Genomic DNA, 18,298 nt, shown 5'->3' on the forward strand with positions numbered 1-18,298 from the left:
GAAACCAGTCCGCTGCTTATAAAAACCACATGATCATCCACTGACGAATGACCGCCACAACACCACCAGCTTGGTTAAGTATCTGTAAAAATACCCCATAAAAGATAAATAAAAAGTAGCAAAAATGTACATTCCACTAAAAGAAAAGCCGGATGACGTCAAACTGCCGCCGCCGGCAAGCGCTTGCGTGATACGGGGATGCCAGCAACGGGAAATTCTGGAATAATGGCGCGGTTTACAGGAGGCAATATGAGCATCAATCTGGCAACGCTTTCACAAGAAGAGATGGACAAAGTCAACGTCGACCTGGCCGCATCCGGCGTTTCATACAAAGAACGCTACAACATGCCGGTCGTCGCGGAGCTGGTGGAAAAGGAGCAACCGCAGGCGCTCCGGGCTTACTTTCGCGAAAGACTGACGTATTACCGGACGCTGCAACTGCCGACAATGCCGTATGAACCCAAGCAGGGGAAATAAACGGAGCGCAGCGGTCAGGCCAGTGAGGCGGGATACACCTTATTCAGCGGGTAATATGCCGCTCCAGGTAATCCCGCACCAACGGCCGCTCATGACAATCAACAAGAAGCCACAAACGCACGTTTCCGCTTAACGGAGCGGCAAACGCTGCTGAAAGGCATAGCCCAGCGAAGCGATAAAAATCAGCGTGTAGCCGAACAGTTCCGTACCTTCCTCTACGGCGTTCTTCACGATACGGAGATACCCTTCCTGTAAGATATGCTCCCACAGCACTTGCATCCCGAACACGCGGGAGACAATCAATACGCACATCAGCCCGGCGAGCAGCATTGCATACCCCCGCCAGGAGACGACGTCCACCAGCCCGCGCAGCGTCGTGCGGGGGTGTATTACGGCATATGTCACGCAAATCAGCGTGGCGGCGATAGCGAACCAGAACCAGCTTCCGTGGGAGATCAGATCAAACAAAACGTCAAGCTCGCGGATAAACATACAGAATAAAAATCCGCCGACCAAAATTAACCCGCCGCGCACCTCAGGCCGCTTACGCGCACCGCGAAAGAACAACAAGGCGCTGCTCAGCAAGAATAATTCCTGCACCAGCTCAACCAGAGAAAATTCGCTGATGCCGTTGTGCAATATATTGATATCGATATATGGCAACAGGCAGACGAATCCTGTTATTCCTGCGACGATCAGAAATTCAGCACAAGCACGCAAGAAAATTTTTAAATCACTATTCATAACAAAATCCAACGGTTAGCTTTCCCCCATCCTATCAATTAGATTGGATTCGTCTTATTTTTTGATGCGGTTGGTGCATTCTTTTATGATCCGTACGTGCCCCAGGGTCCGCCGCCGGTTTGCATAGCAGTAGGGGATCGGTAAAATGTGTAAAATGAGAATCGCTACCAACGGGATACCGTATGACACAAAATGAACGCAACGTTGCCCTGGTATGCGCCCTGAGCGAATGGATAGAACAACATCTGGGCAGGGATATTTATCTGGATGAGCTGGCCCGTTATTCCGGCTACTCTCTGTGGCATATGCAGAAAATTTTCCGTGAAACCACGGGCATGTCGTTGGGGCGCTATATTCGTGAACGCAAACTCTCCGGCGCGGCTAACCGCCTGCGTCATACCGAAGATTCCATTATCGACATCGCGGTATTCTACGGTTTTGCCTCCCAGTCGCATTTTACCTATATGTTCCGTAAACATTTCGGTATCACGCCGACCAACTACCGGCTGCAACACGATCTGCAACTTTCCACGCTTCAACCGCTGCACGTGCTGTTACGTGAGAGTGCCTGACAGCCCTTCTTTGGTCGCCTGAAACATGCCTTCACCGCTTACTGCCCTGTTGAAACCCTTTTTGCGCGACCGGTTGCTGCATATTCTGCTGGTTGCCGGCATTGTGCTGACCCTGTATCAGCCGGCCGCTGTTTCTTCATTTCCGCGTTGGATCGACTGGCCGACCATCGTCACCCTGATCGGTCTGATGCTGCTGACCAAAAGCGTGGAACTGAGCGGTTATTTTGTCTGGCTGGGCCGCCGGCTGACGCTGCGCATGCGTAACGAGCGAACGCTGGCCCTGTTTCTGGTTTCCACCTCCGCCCTGCTGTCCACCTTTCTGACCAACGACGTGGCGCTGTTTATCGTCGTGCCGCTGACGGTCACGCTCAAGAAGCTGGTCGGCATTCCGGTGCGCCGGCTGATTATCTTTGAAGCGCTGGCGGTCAACGTCGGCTCGTTACTGACGCCCATCGGCAACCCGCAAAACATCCTGCTGTGGAACCGCAGCGGCGTCGGGTTCCTGACGTTTATTCAGTCTATGCTGCCGCTGGCCGCCGTGCTGATGGTGCTGTTATGGCTTGCTGTCTGGCTGTTTTTCCCCTCCCGGACCATCCGCCCGGCCACGGCCGATGCCGAAGCGACGGGAAAGCGGACGTTGCTGTGGGCCTGTTTACTGCTGTATGTCGCGTTCATCGTGCTGGTCGACCTGAAAATGGCGTTCCCCGGCCTGTTGCTGGTCGCCATCGCCCTTCTGTTTCTCGACCGCCGGGTGCTGCTGGCCATCGACTGGCCGCTGATTCTGGTGTTTATCGCCATGTTCATCGACGTCAAACTGCTCAGCCAGTTACCTTTCCTGCAGCCGGTCGCGGCGCAGGCCGCCGCCCTGCATGACGGCGGCCTCTACCTGACCGGTATTTTGCTTTCCCAGGTCATCAGCAACGTTCCGGCGACCATCATGATGCTCAACTTCGTGCCTTCCGGCGTCACGCTGGCCTACGCGGTCAACATCGGCGGATTCGGCTTCGCGCTGGGCTCGATGGCCAACCTGATCGCCCTGCGTCTGGCCAATGAAAGCCGGATCTGGCTGCGCTTTCACGCCTTTTCCATTCCCGCGCTGTTGTTGGCCGCGCTGCTCGGCTGGCTGCTGTTGCCGGCGTCAGGGTAAATATTTGCATTTCATGATGGCGTAGCTATGGTTGATGCATGTCCTTTTAACCCTCATTCGCACCGGATGCGTTCAGCGCGTTATTCTTTTTTAATCTAAATAAGCGCAGAATGTGATTTAGTGCGGCGTGAATTTTGGTTTAGCTTCATCATCCATAACGGTGCGAAATCAAACGCACACCTCTTCGACAGTAAGACACTGGGATACCTATGAAAAAAATCACCTTAGCGCTGCTCGCCACTTCCCTGTTCGCCACCACCGCACTGGTTCAGGCGGCGGATGATTTTGCGGCCATCAAGTCTGACGGCGTCATAAAATTCGGAACGGAAGGCACCTACGCGCCTTATACCTATCATGATCAGAGCGGCAAACTGGTTGGGTTTGACGTTGATGTCGCCCGCGCCGTCGCAGAAAAAATGGGTGTGAAAGCCGAGTTCATCGAAGGCCGCTGGGACGGCCTGATCGCCGGGCTGAGCGCCAAACGTTACGACGCCGTCATCAACCAGGTCGGCATTACCGACGAGCGTAAGGCCAAATTCGATTTTTCCGAGCCTTATATTGGTTCCAAAGCCGTACTGATCGTCCGTAATGATAACGACACGATTAAAAGCTTCGCCGATCTGAAAGGCCAGAAGTCCGCCCAGAGCCTGACCAGCAACTATTCTAAGCTGGCGACCAAATACGGCGCCGATCTGGTACCGACCGATGGGTTTAACCAATCGCTGGATTTGGTATTAAGTGGTCGCGCTGCGGCAACGTTGAATGATAACCTCTCCTTCCTCGACTTTAAGAAGCACAAGCCGGACGCCAAGGTAAAAGTGGTGGCCGCCGATGAGAACACGGAAAACTCCGCGATTCTGGTGCGTAAAGATCAGCCGGCGCTGGTCAGCGCCCTGAACAAAGCGCTGAATGAGATTAAAGCCGACGGGACATACAAAGAAATTTCCGTCCGCTACTTCGGTCAGGACGTTTCCAAGTAACAGCCTTGTTTTTCAGTTAGAGAGCCTGCCCCGGTAACGCCGGGGCAGGCTTATGTTTTATCAGGAGTAAGCACCAATGCCTCTTTGGCTACAGCATCCCCTCGACTACGCCGCCGGTATTCCCTGGCTCCAACTGATGATCGATTCGTTCTGGAGCCTGTTCTCCGCCGGATTGACCTTTACCGTGCCGCTGGCGATCCTGTCGTTCATCGGCGGGCTGATCGTCGGGTTTATCACCGCGCTGGCGCGCCTGTATGCGCCGAAGCCCGTCAAGTGGCTGTTCGATTTTTACGTTTGGGTGATCCGCGGTACGCCGCTGCTGGTGCAGCTGTTCCTGATTTTTTACGGCCTGCCCAGCGCAGGAATTACGCTGGACGCCTTCCCCGCCGCGTTGATTGGTTTTACCGTCAGCGTGGGCGCCTATACATCGGAAATTATTCGCGGCGCGATTATGTCCGTCCCGAAAGGTCAGTGGGAAGCCGCCTACTCCATCGGCATGAGCAGTTCCCAGGCGATGCGCCGGGTGATCCTGCCGCAGTCGGTTTTCGTTTCCCTGCCGCCGCTCTCCAACTCATTCATTTCATTAATCAAAGATACCTCGCTGGCGGCAGTCATCACGGTGCCGGAGATGTTCCTGGCAGCGCAACGTATCGTTTCCGTGACCTATGAGCCTTTGGTGCTCTACGTTGAAGCCGCGCTGATTTACCTGCTGTTCAGCACCGTACTGAGCAAACTGCAAACCCGCCTGGAAGTTTACTACCGTCGTTACGAGTAACCGGTTGATGTCCCTGACGCTTTTCAGGGGCATCTTCTCCCGGCGCAGAAAAGAAAAAACCCGCTACGATGAGCGGGTGCAAATGCAATGAGAAACTCTATGTCGAAGTTATTCAACAAAGTTAGAATATCACAATACATTTTATTAACAATTTGTTTTCTTTGTATTGTGAGAAAGATCAACTTCCCGCCCGTCTTTTTCCCTGATTTCAGTCCGAATTGATGTGCTCTTTACAATAGCGACGCTTATACGCCGAGGGCGTCATTCCCGTAAGCTGGCGAAAAATCTCACGAAAATACCCGACGTCGCTAAAGCCGCAGCGCAACGCGACCTCACGCAACGGGCAGGCATCGTTAATCAGCAACTTTTCCGCGTGACCAATGCGCTGCCGGTGGATCGCCTGCGTTAACGTCATCGCGAACGTTTTACGGTAGACCCTCCCCAGATAATCCGGATTACAGTGCAGTTGCGCCGCAATCGCCGCGGTGCTGAGTGACTGATGAAAGCGCGTGCGGATCAACTGGCGCGCCTTATAGGCCAACGCCATGCCGCCGTCGCTGATTTGATCTTCATCGGGAAACGCGTCAGACAGCCGCTGCAAAATCAGTAACAGGATCAGCTCCAGCACCGGCGGACGCACGTTATTCTCCTGCTCGTTCAGAAACTGGCGGAACAGGCTGACGATGTAGTTCCCATCATGGACTTTCCGGTACTGCGGCAGAGAAAGACGCGAGACATGACCTCCTTCTGCCGGCGGATGATTCCATTCAAAGTGAATCCAGTAAAAACGCAGGTCAGTCGGAAATGTTTCTATTCCGATGTGGTGACGATGAGGATAAAGCAGCAGGGATTCGCCGGCGCGGACATGAAAATCACGCCCCTCCTCACGTATGGATAAAACGCCTTTCTCAACGAAAATCAGCTCCCAGGAATCCAGAACACGCTCCGGATGCAGGCCAATGCCGCGCGAAATAAACAATCCGCCGTTTTGTACCTTCAGCGGTAAATCAATATCAATGGTGATCATGACGCCCCTCTGCCCGGAAACGAGACGTCATGGTAGTACGTTTACTGCACATGATGCATTGCTGAATTTTCCACCATTGATCCAACTCACATTTCACGCCATAAGTCGGAATTACCCCCTTTTTTATGCTTTTTCCTTATCTTGTTGCTCTCCGGCGTCTGTGACAAATTACCTCCGTCGACACCCTAACCGCCCGCCGGAACCGGCCCAGATGCCATTCCCGGCGCTCTTTTTCCCTGAGTCATCCGCACCTGGCCACAACGCGAAACACGACGGGAATATGTCGCTAAAAACAAGGAATCACTATGAGTACCTCTCTCCTTGAGCAGCAGACGGAACGCGTTAATCCGAGCACCGTTCCGGGCCTGACGATTAAAGAAAAAGTCGGTTACGGCTTGGGTGACGCGGGAGGCACGGTGATCACCTGCCTCATCATGAACTTTCTGACCTTCTTTTATACCGACGTCTTCGGCCTGACGCCGGCGCTGGTCGGCACGTTGTTTATCGCCCTGCGCATCGTCGATGCGATTTCCGATCCGCTGATGGGCATCCTGGCAGACCGCACCAACAGCCGCTGGGGGCGCTTCCGCCCGTGGCAGCTGTGGATCGCGTTCCCGATCGGCATCATCGGCGTACTGACGTTTACCGTGCCGGACGTCAGCATGAACATGAAGATTTTGTGGGCGTTCGTCACCTACTTCCTGCTGTCGATCAGCTATACCGCCATCAACGTGCCCTATTGCGCCCTGATCAACACTATGACGACCCGCCATGATGAGGTGATCGCCTGTCAGTCCTGGCGTTTTGTGCTGTGCGGCGGGGCCGGCTTCCTGGTTTCCGTCGGGCTGCCCTGGCTGGTCGCGCGCTTCGGCCAGGGCGACGCGGCGCTCGGCTATCAAACCGGCGTCGGCCTGCTGTGCGCGCTCGCGGTGGTGATGTTCCTGTGCTGCTTTTTCTGGGTTCGGGAGCGTATCTCCCTCACCGCAATGGGAAAATTCACCCTGCGTGAACACCTCGCCGGATTACGCCGCAACGATCAACTGCTCCTGATGCTGGTGATGTCGTTCCTGCTGATTAACGTGTTCAACCTGCGCGGCGGCGGTTATATGTACTTCATTACCTATGCGCTGCAGGGCGGCACCGGTTACACCTCGCTGTTTTTCACCATGGTGACGCTGGCCGCCATAGTGGGCGCCATCATCGTTAATCCGATATCACGCCGCATTGACGCCTCACGCCTCTATTGCATCACCAACCTGGTGCTGGCCGCACTGGCCGCCGGCATGTGGTTTCTGCCCACCGGCCCCGGCTGGCAGACGCTGTGGCTGGCCGTCATCCTGGGCAACGGCATCATTCTTGGTTTCACCCTGCCGCTGCACTTCGCCATCATGGCATTCGCCGACGACTACGGCGAATGGAAAACCGGCGTCCGTTCTTCCGGCATGAATTTCGCCTTCAACCTGTTTTTCATCAAGCTGGCCTGGGCCTCTAGCGCGGGCATCATCAGCCTGGTGTTTATCTGGGTGGCTTACCAACCCGGTATGGAAAATCAAACGCCGGCCTCATTGGCGGGGATCAAATCGATGGAGTCCCTGCTGCCGGCCCTGTTCCATCTGGCCCTGGCGTTCGCCATCCGTTATTGCCGCCTCGACAATGCCATGATGGCGCGCATTGCTGCCGATCTGCGCGATCGTCATCAGAATCGTTAATATCAGGAGACCCTCAATGACCGTTTTAGCTACCGCTGACCCCGTTCAGGAGTTGGATTTACACCGGGTAAATATCAACGATCCGTTTCTGGGGCAATATCAGCGCCTGGTGCGCGACGTCGTGATCCCTTATCAGTGGGACGCGCTCAACGATCGTCTGGAAGACACCGAGCCAAGTCACGCCATCGAAAATTTCCGCATTGCCGCCGGTCAGCAACAGGGCGAATTCTACGGCATGATTTTTCAGGACAGCGACGTCGCCAAATGGCTGGAGGCCGTGGCCGGCTCGCTGTGCCAGCGGCCCGATCCCGAACTGGAACAACGCGCCGATGAGGTTATCGCCCTGATTGCGGCAGCACAGTGCGAAGATGGCTACCTGAACACCTACTTTACGGTAAAGGCGCCGCAGGAGCGCTGGACCAACCTGGCCGAATGCCACGAGCTGTACTGCGCCGGGCACATGATTGAAGCCGGCGTCGCCTGGTTCTGCGCCACCGGAAAACGCAACCTGCTGGACGTCGTATGCCGGTTGGCCGATCACATCGACGACGTATTCGGCCCCGCAGAACACCAACTGCATGGTTACCCCGGTCATCCGGAAATCGAGCTGGCCCTGATGCGGCTGTATGAAGTGACCCGCAACCCGCGTTATATGGCGCTGGTGAATTATTTCATCAGCGAACGCGGCAAACAGCCCCATTATTACGACGCCGAATATGAAAAGCGCGGCCGCACCGCCTACTGGCCGACCCACGGCCCGGCCTGGATGGTGAAAGACAAAGCCTACAGCCAGGCTCATCTGCCGCTGGCGTTGCAACAAAGCGCCATCGGTCACGCGGTGCGTTTCGTCTACCTGTTAAGCGGCGCCGCCCACCTCGCCCGGCTGAACCACGACGCGGAGTTGCATAAAACCTGCCGCCGCCTGTGGGACGATATGGTGAACCGCCAGATGTACATTACCGGCGGTATCGGCGCACAAAGCAGCGGCGAGGCTTTCACATCGGAATACGATCTGCCCAACGATACCGTCTACGCGGAAAGCTGCGCCTCCATCGGCCTGATGATGTTCGCCAACCGCATGCTGCAACTCGAAGGCGACGCCCGCTACGCCGACGCCATGGAGCGCGCGCTGTACAATACGGTGCTGGGCGGCATGGCGCTGGACGGCAGGCACTTCTTCTACGTAAACCCGCTGGAAGTGCATCCGCGCAGCATTCCGTTCAACCATATTTACGATCACGTTAAACCGGTGCGGCAACGCTGGTTCGGCTGCGCCTGCTGCCCGCCCAATATCGCCCGCATCCTGACCTCGCTCGGGCACTATATCTACACCCGGCGTGAAGATGCGCTGTACGTTAACCTGTACGTCGGCAATACCACGCAGTTGCCGGATGGCCTGACGCTGAGCATCAGCGGCAACTACCCATGGCACGGCGAAGTCACAATCGCGGTCAAAACGGCGCAGCCCGTTCAGCAAACGCTGGCGCTGCGCCTGCCGGAATGGTGCGAAGACCCGGTCGTGTTGCTTAATGGCAAACCGTGTGCCGGGGAAGTAAAACGCGGCTATTTCCACATCAGCCGGTTATGGTCAGATGGTGACAGTGTCACGATTAATTTACCGATGCCGGTCCGGCGCGTCTATGGCAACCCTTTACTGCGCCATATCGCCGGTAAAGTCGCCATCCAGCGCGGCCCGCTGGTTTACTGCGCGGAAGAGGCGGACAACGGCAGCGCACTGCACAATCTCTGGCTGGACCCACGGGCGGAATTCCGGGTGATTGAAGGCGCAGGCGTCCTGAAGGGAAGCTTGCTGCTGCAAACCCCGGTGCAACGCATCAGCAGCGAAAATGCGCGTAACGCGCCGCTCTACCGCTATGACATGCCGGGAATGCCTGATGCGGCGCCGCAAAAACTCACGCTGATTCCGTGGTTCTGCTGGGCCAATCGCGGCGAGGGAGAAATGCGTATCTGGTTAAACGAAATTCGGTGACAACGTCACGATAAGAAACGGCGCCCGACGGGCGCCGTATGCGGATTAATGCTGCACATCCTGCTGGGAAAACTTGAGTTCAATCAACGCTATCGCCTTCTGCACGCCGCGACGGGTAACCTGATCGATCCCCGGTTTGTCGAAGTCAATGCTTTTCAGCTGATGCGCCATCTTATCGCGCACCTCCGTCGGCGCGATTACGTCAATCACGTCCAGAATCTGCTTTATCACCAGTTGGCAGGCCACCAGATCAGAGGCCAGTTCTTCGCTCTCAGTCAGCATCTGAGACATGCGCTTTCCTTCTTTATCAACGAGGTTTTTATCAGTCATCGCTTTTTCAGCCGCTCTTTATTCGAAAGGCTTCGGATCGCCGGCGCCGACGCGCACCACCTGCGGGCTCTCTTCCGTCAGGTCGATAACCGTGGTGGGCTGCTGGCCGAGGAATCCGCCATGAATAATCAGGTCAACCTGCTTGCCCAGGTGCTCTTTGATTTCATCCGGATCGGATTCGGCAAAGTCGTTGCCCGGCAGCATCAGGGTCGTGGACATCAGCGGTTCGCCCAACGCTTCAAGCAGCGCCAGCGCTATCGGGTTCGACGGTACGCGCAGGCCGATGGTCTTACGCTTTTCGCTCATCAGGCGGCGCGGCACCTCTTTGGTCGCCTTCAGGATAAAGGTGTAGTTTCCCGGCGTGTTGTTCTTGATAAGGCGAAACGCAGCGTTGTCCACGAAAGCATAAGACGAGATTTCAGACAGATCACGGCACACCAGGGTGAAATTGTGGTTGCTGTCGAGCTGACGGATGCGGCAGATACGCTCCATCGCGTTTTTCTCTTCCAGCATGCAGCCCAACGCATAGCCGGAATCGGTGGGATAGACGATCACCCCGCCCTTACGCAACACGTCAACGGACTGATTAATCAGCCGCGGCTGCGGGTTGTCAGGATGAATATAAAAAAATTGCCCCATTATCTTCCTCGTTATTATTCAGAATCAGGCCGCGCTGCATTCCAGCCGAGCCAGACCGGTTCAAGGCCGTCGGGAAGCCACAGCTTGCGCCCTAGCTCAACCCACTGTACGGGCTGATGGAAATCGGAACCCTGCGATGCCTGCAGTTCAAACTGTACGGCATACGCGGCAAGGCGCTCACGTTCGCCCGGCGCCTGCTGGCATTGCGCAACCTCCATCGCATTGCCGCCGCACGCCTTGAACAGCGTCAGCAGACGCTTGAGCCATTTCGTGCTCAGCCGGTAACGTCCGGGGTGCGCCAGCACCGCCCGGCCGCCGGCCTGATGGATAACTGAAACCGCTTCTTCAATTGTACACCACTGCGGCGGGACATAGCCGGTTTTCCCTTTTGCCAGAAAGTGTTTAAACACGTTCGCCGTTGAGACGGCATATCCCTGCTCCACCAGGTAACGGGCAAAATGGCCGCGGGTCACTTCCGCCCCGCCGGCAATGCGGTTGACCCCTTCCCAGGCGCCGGGAATACGCGCTTTCTCTAGCCGGTGGGCGATTTCCCGTGCCCGCGCCTGACGCCGCGCCTTCTGCACCTCAATAAGCTGGCTCAGCGCCGGTGCGTTAGCATCGACATTCAGGCCGACGATGTGGATCTCGTGATTTTCCCACAGGGTGGAAATCTCAATGCCCGCGATCAGCGTCAGCGGCAACGACGCGTCATCAATGGTTTTCTGCGCCTCCGCCAGCCCGTCCACGGTATCGTGATCGGTAATCGCCAGCGTAGTCACCTTCATCTCCGCGGCGCGCAAAACCAGCTGCGCGGGCGTTAACAGACCGTCTGAAGCCGTGGTATGGCTATGTAAGTCGTATAGCTCCGGTAATTCTTCTGGAAGTATTTCGGCCAAGATAGCGCTCCGTCATGATCGTAAGGTCTATCATACGCATGCATTGCCTATGATCACAAATCAGTAACCCGAATCTCTCCCGGAAAAATAGATGAATTTTCTCTGTATTCCCCTCTTGACACACAACCACCAAACTAGTTTACTAGTACGAAAGGTCGGAGAGAACAAAACGACCAAACGCAACGTTAAGTGGTAATGAATCAGAGGTGAAGATGATGTCCGTATCCGTAATGACCGTAAATGCAATCTGGTGGCATAGCTCACTCCCTGTTCGGGCGGCGTGATGACGCATATCGGTCCTTCATCAGCACCGCCCGCTTAAAGCGGGTTTTTTTATGGCTAAAAAACGTCCGCTCAACCACCGGAATAAAGCATCAAGCGGAAAAAGAATAAAATGATTAATGAGCAACCTGCATTACAACTGATTACGGCGCCAGCCGCTTACCACAACAACCCTACCGCTTTGTTCCATCAGGTGTGCGGCACACGCCCCGCAACACTGCTGCTGGAATCAGCCGAAATTGACAGCAAGCAGGATCTGAAAAGCCTGCTGATCGTTGACAGCGCATTACGCATCTCCGCCCTGGGCCGCCGGGTAACGCTTCAGGCCCTGAGCGACAACGGCATGGCATTGCTGGCGCTGTTGGACAACGCCCTGCCCGCCGGCGTAGAGAACCTCATCAGCCCCAATCAGCGTACGCTGCACTTCCCGCCGATTGATGCATTTCAGGATGAAGACGCGCGGCTGAAGTCCCTGTCGGTATTTGACGCCCTGCGCATCCTGATGACGCTGGTCAGCGTACCGGAAAACGAGCGCGAAGCCATGCTGTTCGGCGGACTGTTTGCCTACGATCTGGTTGCCGGCTTCGAAGACCTGCCCGCGGTGCGCAGCGAGCACAACTGCCCGGACTTCTGTTTTTATCTGGCGGAAACCCTGCTGGTTCTTGACCACCAGCATCACAGCGCCCGCCTCCAGGCCGCCGTTTTCGGCGACAATCCGGCAGAGCATCAGCGCCTGACCCTGCGCCTGCAGCAATTACAGCAACAAATGGCCCAGCCGGCGCCGGAACTGACCACCACGCCGGTCAAAGAGATGGCGCTGATGTGCAACCTCAGCGACGAAGCCTACGGCGACGTCGTCAGCACCCTGCAACAGGCTATCCGTCAGGGTGAAATCTTCCAGGTCGTGCCGTCGCGCCGTTTCAGCCTGCCGTGCCCCGCGCCGCTGGCCGCCTACCGCACGCTGAAGCTGAACAACCCCAGCCCGTACATGTTTTACATGCAGGACCGCGACTTCACCCTGTTCGGCGCCTCGCCGGAAAGCGCGCTGAAATATAATGCCACTGACCGTCAAATCGAAATCTACCCGATCGCCGGCACCCGCCCGCGCGGCCGCAACGCCGACGGCAGCCTGAACCGGGATCTGGACAGCCGCATCGAACTCGACATGCGCACCGATCACAAAGAGCTGGCCGAGCACCTGATGCTGGTCGATCTGGCGCGCAATGACCTGGCCCGCATCTGCGAACCCGGTTCACGCTACGTTGCCGATCTGACCAAAGTCGACCGTTACTCGTTCGTTATGCATCTGGTTTCCCGCGTGGTCGGCACGCTGCGCGCCGATCTCGACGTACTGCATGCCTATCAGGCCACCATGAACATGGGGACCCTCAGCGGCGCCCCAAAAGTGCGCGCCATGCAACTGATTGCCGACGCAGAAGGCACACGGCGCGGCAGCTACGGGGGCGCCGTCGGCTACTTCACCGCGCACGGTGATCTGGACACCTGCATCGTTATCCGCTCCGCCTACGTGGAAGACGGCATCGCCACCGTGCAGGCCGGCGCCGGCGTGGTGCTGGACTCCGTTCCCCAGTCCGAAGCGGATGAAACCCGCAATAAAGCACGGGCCGTACTGCGCGCTATCGCCAGTGCGCACAATGCGCCGGAGGTGTGCTGATGGCTAACATCCTGTTGCTCGATAACGTTGACTCTTTTACCTATAACCTGGTCGATCAACTGCGTGCCGGCGGTCATCAGGTGCTGATTTACCGTAACCAGCTGCCGGCTGCCGCGATCATCGACAAGCTCGGCACCCTCAGCCAGCCGGTGCTGATGCTTTCTCCGGGGCCGGGCGCGCCGTCTCAGGCCGGCTGTATGCCCGAGCTCCTGCGCGCGCTGCGCGGCCAGTTGCCGATTATCGGCATCTGCCTCGGTCATCAGGCCATCGTGGAAGCTTACGGCGGCTACGTCGGCCAGGCCGGTGAAATTCTGCACGGCAAAGCCTCGCTGATTGAGCATGATGGCGCAGCGATGTTCCATGGCCTGCCTTCACCGCTGCCGGTGGCGCGTTATCACTCGCTGGTCGGGAGCCAGATTCCCGATGCGCTGACCGTTAACGCCACCTTCCGCGACATGGTGATGGCGGTACGCAGCGAAGCCGATCGGGTATGCGGTTTTCAGTTCCACCCGGAATCAATTTTAACCACTCAGGGCGCGCGTCTGCTTGAGCAGACCCTGAACTGGGCGTTGGCGTGAGACGAGGAGTACACACCATGCAACCGATTTTGAACAAGCTTTACAATGCCCAGGCCATGAGCCAGCAAGAGAGCCAGATTCTGTTCAGCGCCATCATGCACGGCGAACTGGAAAACAGCCAACTGGCGGCGGCGCTGATCAGCATGAAAATGCGCGGCGAAAGCCCTGATGAAATCGCCGGAGCCGCCAGCGCGCTGCTCGCCAATGCGCAGCCGTTCCCGCGCCCGGATTATGACTTTGCCGATATCGTCGGCACCGGCGGCGACGGCACCAACAGCATCAACATTTCCACCGCCAGCGCCTTCGTGGCGGCGGCCAGCGGCGCACGGGTCGCCAAACACGGCAACCGCAGCGTTTCCAGCCGTTCCGGTTCCTCGGATCTGTTGCAGGCGTTCGGTATCCGTCTGGATATGTCGCCGGAAGATTCACGCCGCGCGCTGGACGACCTGGGCGTTTGCTTCCTGTTCGCGCCGCAGTATCACACCGGTTTCCGCCACGCAATGCCGGTGCGCAAACAGCTTGGCACCCGCACCATCTTTAACGTGCTGGGGCCGCTGATTAACCCGGCGCGTCCGCCCAAGGCGCTGATTGGGGTTTACAGCCCGGAGCTGGTAGAGCCGATCGCCAAAACGCTGCGCGTGCTCGGTTATCAGCATGCCGCGGTGGTACACGGCGGCGGCATGGATGAAGTGGCGATCCACGCCCCGACCGACGTTGCCGAGTTGCGTAACGGCGAGATCGAAACCTACCGCCTGACGCCGCAGGATTTCGGCCTCGACAGCTATGCGCTGGACACCCTGCGCGGCGGCGCGCCGGAGGAAAACCGTGACATTCTGGCCCGCTTATTACAAGGTAAAGGAGAAGCAGCACACGTTGCTGCCGTAGCCGCCAACGTAGCCCTGCTGCTGAAACTCTTCGGCCAGGAAAATTTGCGTCATAACACACAGTTGGCGATTGACACGATTCATAGCGGAACAGCCTTCGAGAGAGTAACCGCACTGGCTGCAAGGGGATAAACAGAAATGCAAGAGACTGTATTGACCAAAATCGTCCGTGATAAAGCGATTTGGGTGGCCGACCGCCAGGCGCGTCAGCCGCTGGAAAGCTTCCGCGATCAGGTCACGCCCAGCACCCGCAGCTTCTATCAGGCGCTGGGAGGCGACAACACGGCGTTCATTCTCGAATGCAAAAAGGCGTCGCCATCCAAAGGATTAATCCGCGATGATTTTGATCCGGTCGCCATTGCCACCATTTATCGTGACTTTGCCTCCGCGATTTCGGTGCTGACCGACGAGAAATATTTCCAGGGCAGCTACGACTACCTGACGCTGGTCAGCCAAACCGTGCATCAGCCGGTGCTGTGCAAAGATTTCATCATCAGCGAATACCAGATTTACCTGGCGCGTTTTTATCAGGCAGACGCAATTCTGCTGATGCTGTCCGTGCTGGACGACGCGCAATACCGCCACCTGGCGGAAGTGGCGCACAGCCTGAACATGGGCGTGCTGACCGAAGTCAGCAACGATGAGGAACTGGAACGCGCCATCGCATTGCAGGCAAAAGTGGTCGGCATCAACAACCGCGACCTGCGCGATCTTTCCATCGACCTGAACCGCACCCGCCGCCTGGCGCCGCGCCTGCCGCAGGGCGTCACGGTTATCAGCGAGTCCGGCATTCACACTTACGCGCAGACCCGCGAGCTGAGCCAGTACGCCAACGGCTTTTTGATCGGCAGCGCCCTGATGTCGGAACCGGATCTCCGCCTGGCGGTACGCCGCGTCCTGCTGGGCGACAATAAAATCTGCGGACTGACCCGCCCCGAAGACGCCGCCGCCGCTTATCGTTCCGGCGCTGTCTACGGCGGGCTGATTTTCGTCGGCAGTTCGCCGCGTTATGTGGATATTTCGCAGGCCCGCGCGGTGATCGCCGCCGCGCCGCTGAAGTACGTCGGCGTGTTCCGCAACGCCAAGCAGGAAACCGTGATTCTCGCAGCAGAACGGCTCGGACTGAGCGCCGTACAGCTGCACGGCGACGAATCACAGGCTTACATCAGCGAATTGCGCCAACGGTTGCCGCTGACCTGCCAGATCTGGAAAGCGCTGAGCGTAGGCGAACAAATTCCGCCACGCAATCTGATGCACGTCGAGCGTTATGTGCTGGACAACGGCGCAGGCGGCACCGGCAAATGCTTCGACTGGACCGCCCTGCTGGGCAACGTGCTGGACAACGTGTTGCTGGCCGGCGGGCTGAGCGCCGCCAATGCCGCCAGCGCCGCCGCGCTGGGCTGTGCCGGCCTGGATTTTAACTCCGGCGTGGAAACCGCGCCGGGGCAAAAAGATCACCAACAAATTGACGCGGTCTTCAAGACGCTGCGCGCATACTAATTTCAGATAATGACAGGACGTAATGCTATGACTCTACTTAATCCCTATTTCGGCGAATTTGGCGGGATGTACGTCCCCCAGATTCTGATGCCGGCCCTGCGCCAGCTGGAAGAGGCCTTCGTTGCCGCACAGCGCGATCCGGAGTTTCAGGCTCAGTTCACCGGCCTGCTGAAAAACTATGCCGGACGCCCGACTGCATTGACCCTGTGCCGTAACCTGACCGCCGGCACCAAAACCAAACTTTACCTGAAGCGTGAAGATCTGCTGCACGGCGGCGCGCATAAAACCAACCAGGTGCTGGGCCAGGCGCTGCTTGCCCTGCGCATGGGGAAAACGGAAATCATCGCCGAAACCGGCGCCGGTCAGCATGGCGTGGCAACCGCCCTGGCCTGCGCCATGCTGGGACTGAAATGCCGCGTTTATATGGGCGCCAAAGACGTTGAACGTCAGTCACCCAATGTGTTCCGCATGCGCCTGATGGGCGCCGAGGTTATCCCGGTGCACAGCGGTTCCGCCACCCTGAAAGATGCCTGTAACGAAGCGCTGCGCGACTGGTCCGGCAGTTACGAGCGGGCGCACTACCTGCTCGGCACCGCCGCCGGCCCGCACCCTTTCCCCACGATCGTGCGCGAGTTCCAGCGGATGATCGGCGAGGAAACCAAAAAACAGGTGCTGGAATTTGAAGGCCGCCTGCCGGATGCCGTGCTGGCATGCGTCGGCGGCGGCTCCAACTCCATCGGAATGTTCGCCGATTTTATCGACGAACCGTCGGTGAAGCTGATCGGCATTGAACCCGCCGGCCTGGGTATTGAAACCGGCCAGCACGGCGCCCCGCTCAAACACGGCGAAGTCGGTATCTATTTCGGTATGAAATCGCCGATGATGCAAACTGCCGACGGCCAGATCGAAGAGTCATACTCTGTCTCCGCCGGGCTGGACTTCCCTTCTGTCGGGCCGCAGCACGCTTATCTGAACAGCATCGGCCGGGCAGACTACGTGTCGATCACCGACGACGAGGCGCTTGAGGCCTTCAAGACGCTGTCACACAAAGAAGGGATCATTCCAGCGCTGGAATCCTCCCACGCGCTGGCGCATGCGCTGAAAATGATTCAACAGGAACCGGATAAAGAACAGATTCTGGTGGTTAACTTGTCAGGCCGCGGTGATAAAGACATCTTCACCGTTCACGACATTCTGAAGGCTCGGGGAGAAATGTGATGGAACGTTATCAGCAACTTTTTGATCAACTGCGCGACAAGAAGGAAGGCGCATTTGTTCCTTTCGTCACCCTGGGCGATCCGAATCCGGCGCTGTCGCTGGAAATAATCGAAACCCTGATCGCCGCCGGCGCCGATGCCCTGGAGCTGGGGATTCCGTTCTCCGACCCGCTGGCCGACGGTCCGACGATCCAGAACGCCACGCTGCGCGCCTTTGCCGCCGGGGTGAATCCGGGACAGTGCTTCGAAATACTGGCGGCGATCCGCGCCAAACACCCGCAGATTCCGATCGGCCTGTTGATGTACGCTAACCTGGTTTTCCATAACGGCATAGACAACTTCTACCAACGCTGCGCCGACGTCGGCGTGGATTCCGTACTGGTTGCCGACGTGCCGCTGGAAGAGTCTGCGCCGTTCCGCCAGGCCGCCCAGCGCCACGGCATTGCACCGATCTTCATCTGCCCGCCCAACGCGGACGATGCACTGCTGCGCGACCTGGCGCAGCATGGTCAGGGCTATACTTACCTGCTGTCGCGCGCCGGGGTAACCGGCACGGAAAACCGCGCGCAGCTGCCGCTGAATCATTTGGTCAGTAAGCTGAAAGAGTATCAGGCTGCGCCCCCGCTGCAAGGCTTCGGGATTTCCGAACCAGCTCAGGTGAAAGAAGCGCTGGCCGCCGGCGCGGCCGGTACGATTTCCGGCTCCGCCATCGTAAAAATCATCGAGCAGAACCATCAGCAGCCGCAGGTTATGCTGACAAAACTCGCTGAATTCGTGAAGGCGATGAAGGACGCCACCCGCTAATCATCCGGCTCGCACCGCCATCCGCATCCCCGCACTATGTTTATCATATGCGGGGATTTTTTTATGCTCCGA

General features: G+C 57.5%; 16 protein-coding genes and 1 pseudogene. 12 read left to right on the forward strand and 5 right to left on the reverse strand.

All coding sequences use genetic code 11. From position 1 onward, the window contains the following. Positions 1 to 249 precede the first annotated feature (249 nt). Positions 250 to 477 (forward strand): DNA polymerase III subunit theta, encoded by a 228-nt coding sequence (locus C8D90_RS03455; RefSeq protein WP_115456993.1) that lies wholly within the window; start codon positions 250 to 252, stop codon positions 475 to 477. Positions 478 to 606: 129 nt separating this feature from the next. Here the strand turns inward: C8D90_RS03455 and C8D90_RS03460 are convergent, their stop codons facing one another. Further along, positions 607 to 1,140, reverse strand: coding sequence for a hypothetical protein (locus tag C8D90_RS03460; RefSeq protein WP_230472939.1), 534 nt, complete (start codon positions 1,138 to 1,140; stop codon positions 607 to 609). Between the two features lie 263 nt (positions 1,141 to 1,403). On the opposite strand from C8D90_RS03460, the gene C8D90_RS03465 reads away from it, so the two are divergent. The 4 genes from C8D90_RS03465 to C8D90_RS03480 all read left to right on the forward strand — a co-directional run bounded on the left by C8D90_RS03465 (position 1,404) and on the right by C8D90_RS03480 (position 4,695). Beyond that, positions 1,404 to 1,793: a helix-turn-helix domain-containing protein gene (locus tag C8D90_RS03465; RefSeq protein WP_115456995.1), complete on the forward strand. Its 390-nt coding sequence runs from the start codon at positions 1,404 to 1,406 to the stop codon at positions 1,791 to 1,793. Between the two features lie 25 nt (positions 1,794 to 1,818). After that, positions 1,819 to 2,940 (forward strand): SLC13 family permease, encoded by a 1,122-nt coding sequence (locus C8D90_RS03470; RefSeq protein WP_115456996.1) that lies wholly within the window; start codon positions 1,819 to 1,821, stop codon positions 2,938 to 2,940. 209 nt (positions 2,941 to 3,149) lie between these two features. Next, positions 3,150 to 3,920 carry an amino acid ABC transporter substrate-binding protein gene (locus tag C8D90_RS03475; RefSeq protein ID WP_115456997.1) on the forward strand — a complete coding sequence of 257 codons (771 nt, stop codon included), beginning with the start codon at positions 3,150 to 3,152 and terminating at the stop codon, positions 3,918 to 3,920. A 76-nt stretch (positions 3,921 to 3,996) separates the two neighbouring features. Then, a complete protein-coding gene (locus C8D90_RS03480) occupies positions 3,997 to 4,695 on the forward strand; it encodes an amino acid ABC transporter permease (RefSeq protein WP_115456998.1) in 699 nt (232 codons plus the stop codon). 208 nt (positions 4,696 to 4,903) lie between these two features. On the opposite strand, the gene C8D90_RS03485 is transcribed toward C8D90_RS03480, so the two are convergent. Further along, on the reverse strand, positions 4,904 to 5,722 hold the full coding sequence (locus C8D90_RS03485) for a helix-turn-helix domain-containing protein (RefSeq protein WP_115456999.1): 819 nt from the start codon (positions 5,720 to 5,722) through the stop codon (positions 4,904 to 4,906). A 305-nt stretch (positions 5,723 to 6,027) separates the two neighbouring features. Between C8D90_RS03485 and C8D90_RS03490 the strand changes: the two genes are divergently transcribed. Beyond that, positions 6,028 to 7,431, forward strand: coding sequence for an MFS transporter (locus C8D90_RS03490; protein WP_115457000.1), 1,404 nt, complete (start codon positions 6,028 to 6,030; stop codon positions 7,429 to 7,431). Positions 7,432 to 7,447: 16 nt separating this feature from the next. After that, positions 7,448 to 9,421, forward strand: a complete 1,974-nt coding sequence (locus C8D90_RS03495; protein WP_115457001.1) for a glycoside hydrolase family 127 protein — start codon at positions 7,448 to 7,450, stop codon at positions 9,419 to 9,421. A gap of 45 nt (positions 9,422 to 9,466) precedes the next feature. On the opposite strand, the gene C8D90_RS03500 is transcribed toward C8D90_RS03495, so the two are convergent. The 3 genes from C8D90_RS03500 to rnm are packed head-to-tail and all read right to left on the reverse strand — an operon-like array spanning position 9,467 to position 11,277. After that, complete coding sequence (locus C8D90_RS03500) at positions 9,467 to 9,712, reverse strand: DUF2766 family protein (protein ID WP_115457262.1); 246 nt, start codon at positions 9,710 to 9,712, stop codon at positions 9,467 to 9,469. Between the two features lie 57 nt (positions 9,713 to 9,769). After that, entirely contained in the window at positions 9,770 to 10,390 is a 621-nt protein-coding gene (locus C8D90_RS03505; protein WP_115457002.1) for an L-threonylcarbamoyladenylate synthase, read from the reverse strand. 14 nt (positions 10,391 to 10,404) lie between these two features. After that, complete coding sequence (gene rnm / locus C8D90_RS03510; RefSeq protein WP_115457263.1) at positions 10,405 to 11,277, reverse strand: RNase RNM; 873 nt, start codon at positions 11,275 to 11,277, stop codon at positions 10,405 to 10,407. Between the two features lie 403 nt (positions 11,278 to 11,680). Between rnm and C8D90_RS03515 the strand changes: the two genes are divergently transcribed. The 5 genes and pseudogenes from C8D90_RS03515 (at position 11,681) to trpA (ending at position 18,226) form a co-directional block, all read left to right on the forward strand. Then, positions 11,681 to 13,243, forward strand: coding sequence for an anthranilate synthase component 1 (locus C8D90_RS03515; RefSeq protein ID WP_115457003.1), 1,563 nt, complete (start codon positions 11,681 to 11,683; stop codon positions 13,241 to 13,243). After that, positions 13,243 to 14,837: pseudogene (gene trpD, locus C8D90_RS22210) on the forward strand (bifunctional anthranilate synthase glutamate amidotransferase component TrpG/anthranilate phosphoribosyltransferase TrpD). The gene C8D90_RS03515 and the pseudogene trpD overlap by 1 nt, the downstream one beginning before the upstream one ends. Positions 14,838 to 14,843: 6 nt before the next feature. Continuing rightward, positions 14,844 to 16,205 (forward strand): bifunctional indole-3-glycerol-phosphate synthase TrpC/phosphoribosylanthranilate isomerase TrpF, encoded by a 1,362-nt coding sequence (gene trpCF, locus C8D90_RS03530; protein ID WP_115457006.1) that lies wholly within the window; start codon positions 14,844 to 14,846, stop codon positions 16,203 to 16,205. A 27-nt stretch (positions 16,206 to 16,232) separates the two neighbouring features. Further along, a complete protein-coding gene (gene trpB / locus C8D90_RS03535; protein WP_115457007.1) occupies positions 16,233 to 17,423 on the forward strand; it encodes a tryptophan synthase subunit beta in 1,191 nt (396 codons plus the stop codon). Then, positions 17,423 to 18,226 carry a tryptophan synthase subunit alpha gene (gene trpA / locus C8D90_RS03540; protein WP_115457008.1) on the forward strand — a complete coding sequence of 268 codons (804 nt, stop codon included), beginning with the start codon at positions 17,423 to 17,425 and terminating at the stop codon, positions 18,224 to 18,226. Before trpB ends, trpA begins: the two co-directional genes overlap by 1 nt. The last annotated feature ends 72 nt before the right edge of the window (positions 18,227 to 18,298 follow it).

It is taken from the genome of Enterobacillus tribolii, from assembly GCF_003363015.1.
GTDB lineage: Bacteria > Pseudomonadota > Gammaproteobacteria > Enterobacterales > Enterobacteriaceae > Enterobacillus > Enterobacillus tribolii.

Coding starts and splice junctions, on each gene's coding strand:
- C8D90_RS03455 (WP_115456993.1), top strand. CDS start 250: ATGAGCATCAATCTGGCAACGCTTTCACAAGAAGAGATGGACAAAGTC.
- C8D90_RS03465 (WP_115456995.1), top strand. CDS start 1,404: ATGACACAAAATGAACGCAACGTTGCCCTGGTATGCGCCCTGAGCGAA.
- C8D90_RS03470 (WP_115456996.1), top strand. CDS start 1,819: ATGCCTTCACCGCTTACTGCCCTGTTGAAACCCTTTTTGCGCGACCGG.
- C8D90_RS03475 (WP_115456997.1), top strand. CDS start 3,150: ATGAAAAAAATCACCTTAGCGCTGCTCGCCACTTCCCTGTTCGCCACC.
- C8D90_RS03480 (WP_115456998.1), top strand. CDS start 3,997: ATGCCTCTTTGGCTACAGCATCCCCTCGACTACGCCGCCGGTATTCCC.
- C8D90_RS03485 (WP_115456999.1), bottom strand. CDS start 5,722: ATGATCACCATTGATATTGATTTACCGCTGAAGGTACAAAACGGCGGA.
- C8D90_RS03490 (WP_115457000.1), top strand. CDS start 6,028: ATGAGTACCTCTCTCCTTGAGCAGCAGACGGAACGCGTTAATCCGAGC.
- C8D90_RS03495 (WP_115457001.1), top strand. CDS start 7,448: ATGACCGTTTTAGCTACCGCTGACCCCGTTCAGGAGTTGGATTTACAC.
- C8D90_RS03500 (WP_115457262.1), bottom strand. CDS start 9,712: ATGTCTCAGATGCTGACTGAGAGCGAAGAACTGGCCTCTGATCTGGTG.
- C8D90_RS03505 (WP_115457002.1), bottom strand. CDS start 10,390: ATGGGGCAATTTTTTTATATTCATCCTGACAACCCGCAGCCGCGGCTG.
- C8D90_RS03515 (WP_115457003.1), top strand. CDS start 11,681: ATGATTAATGAGCAACCTGCATTACAACTGATTACGGCGCCAGCCGCT.
- trpCF (WP_115457006.1), top strand. CDS start 14,844: ATGCAAGAGACTGTATTGACCAAAATCGTCCGTGATAAAGCGATTTGG.
- trpB (WP_115457007.1), top strand. CDS start 16,233: ATGACTCTACTTAATCCCTATTTCGGCGAATTTGGCGGGATGTACGTC.
- trpA (WP_115457008.1), top strand. CDS start 17,423: ATGGAACGTTATCAGCAACTTTTTGATCAACTGCGCGACAAGAAGGAA.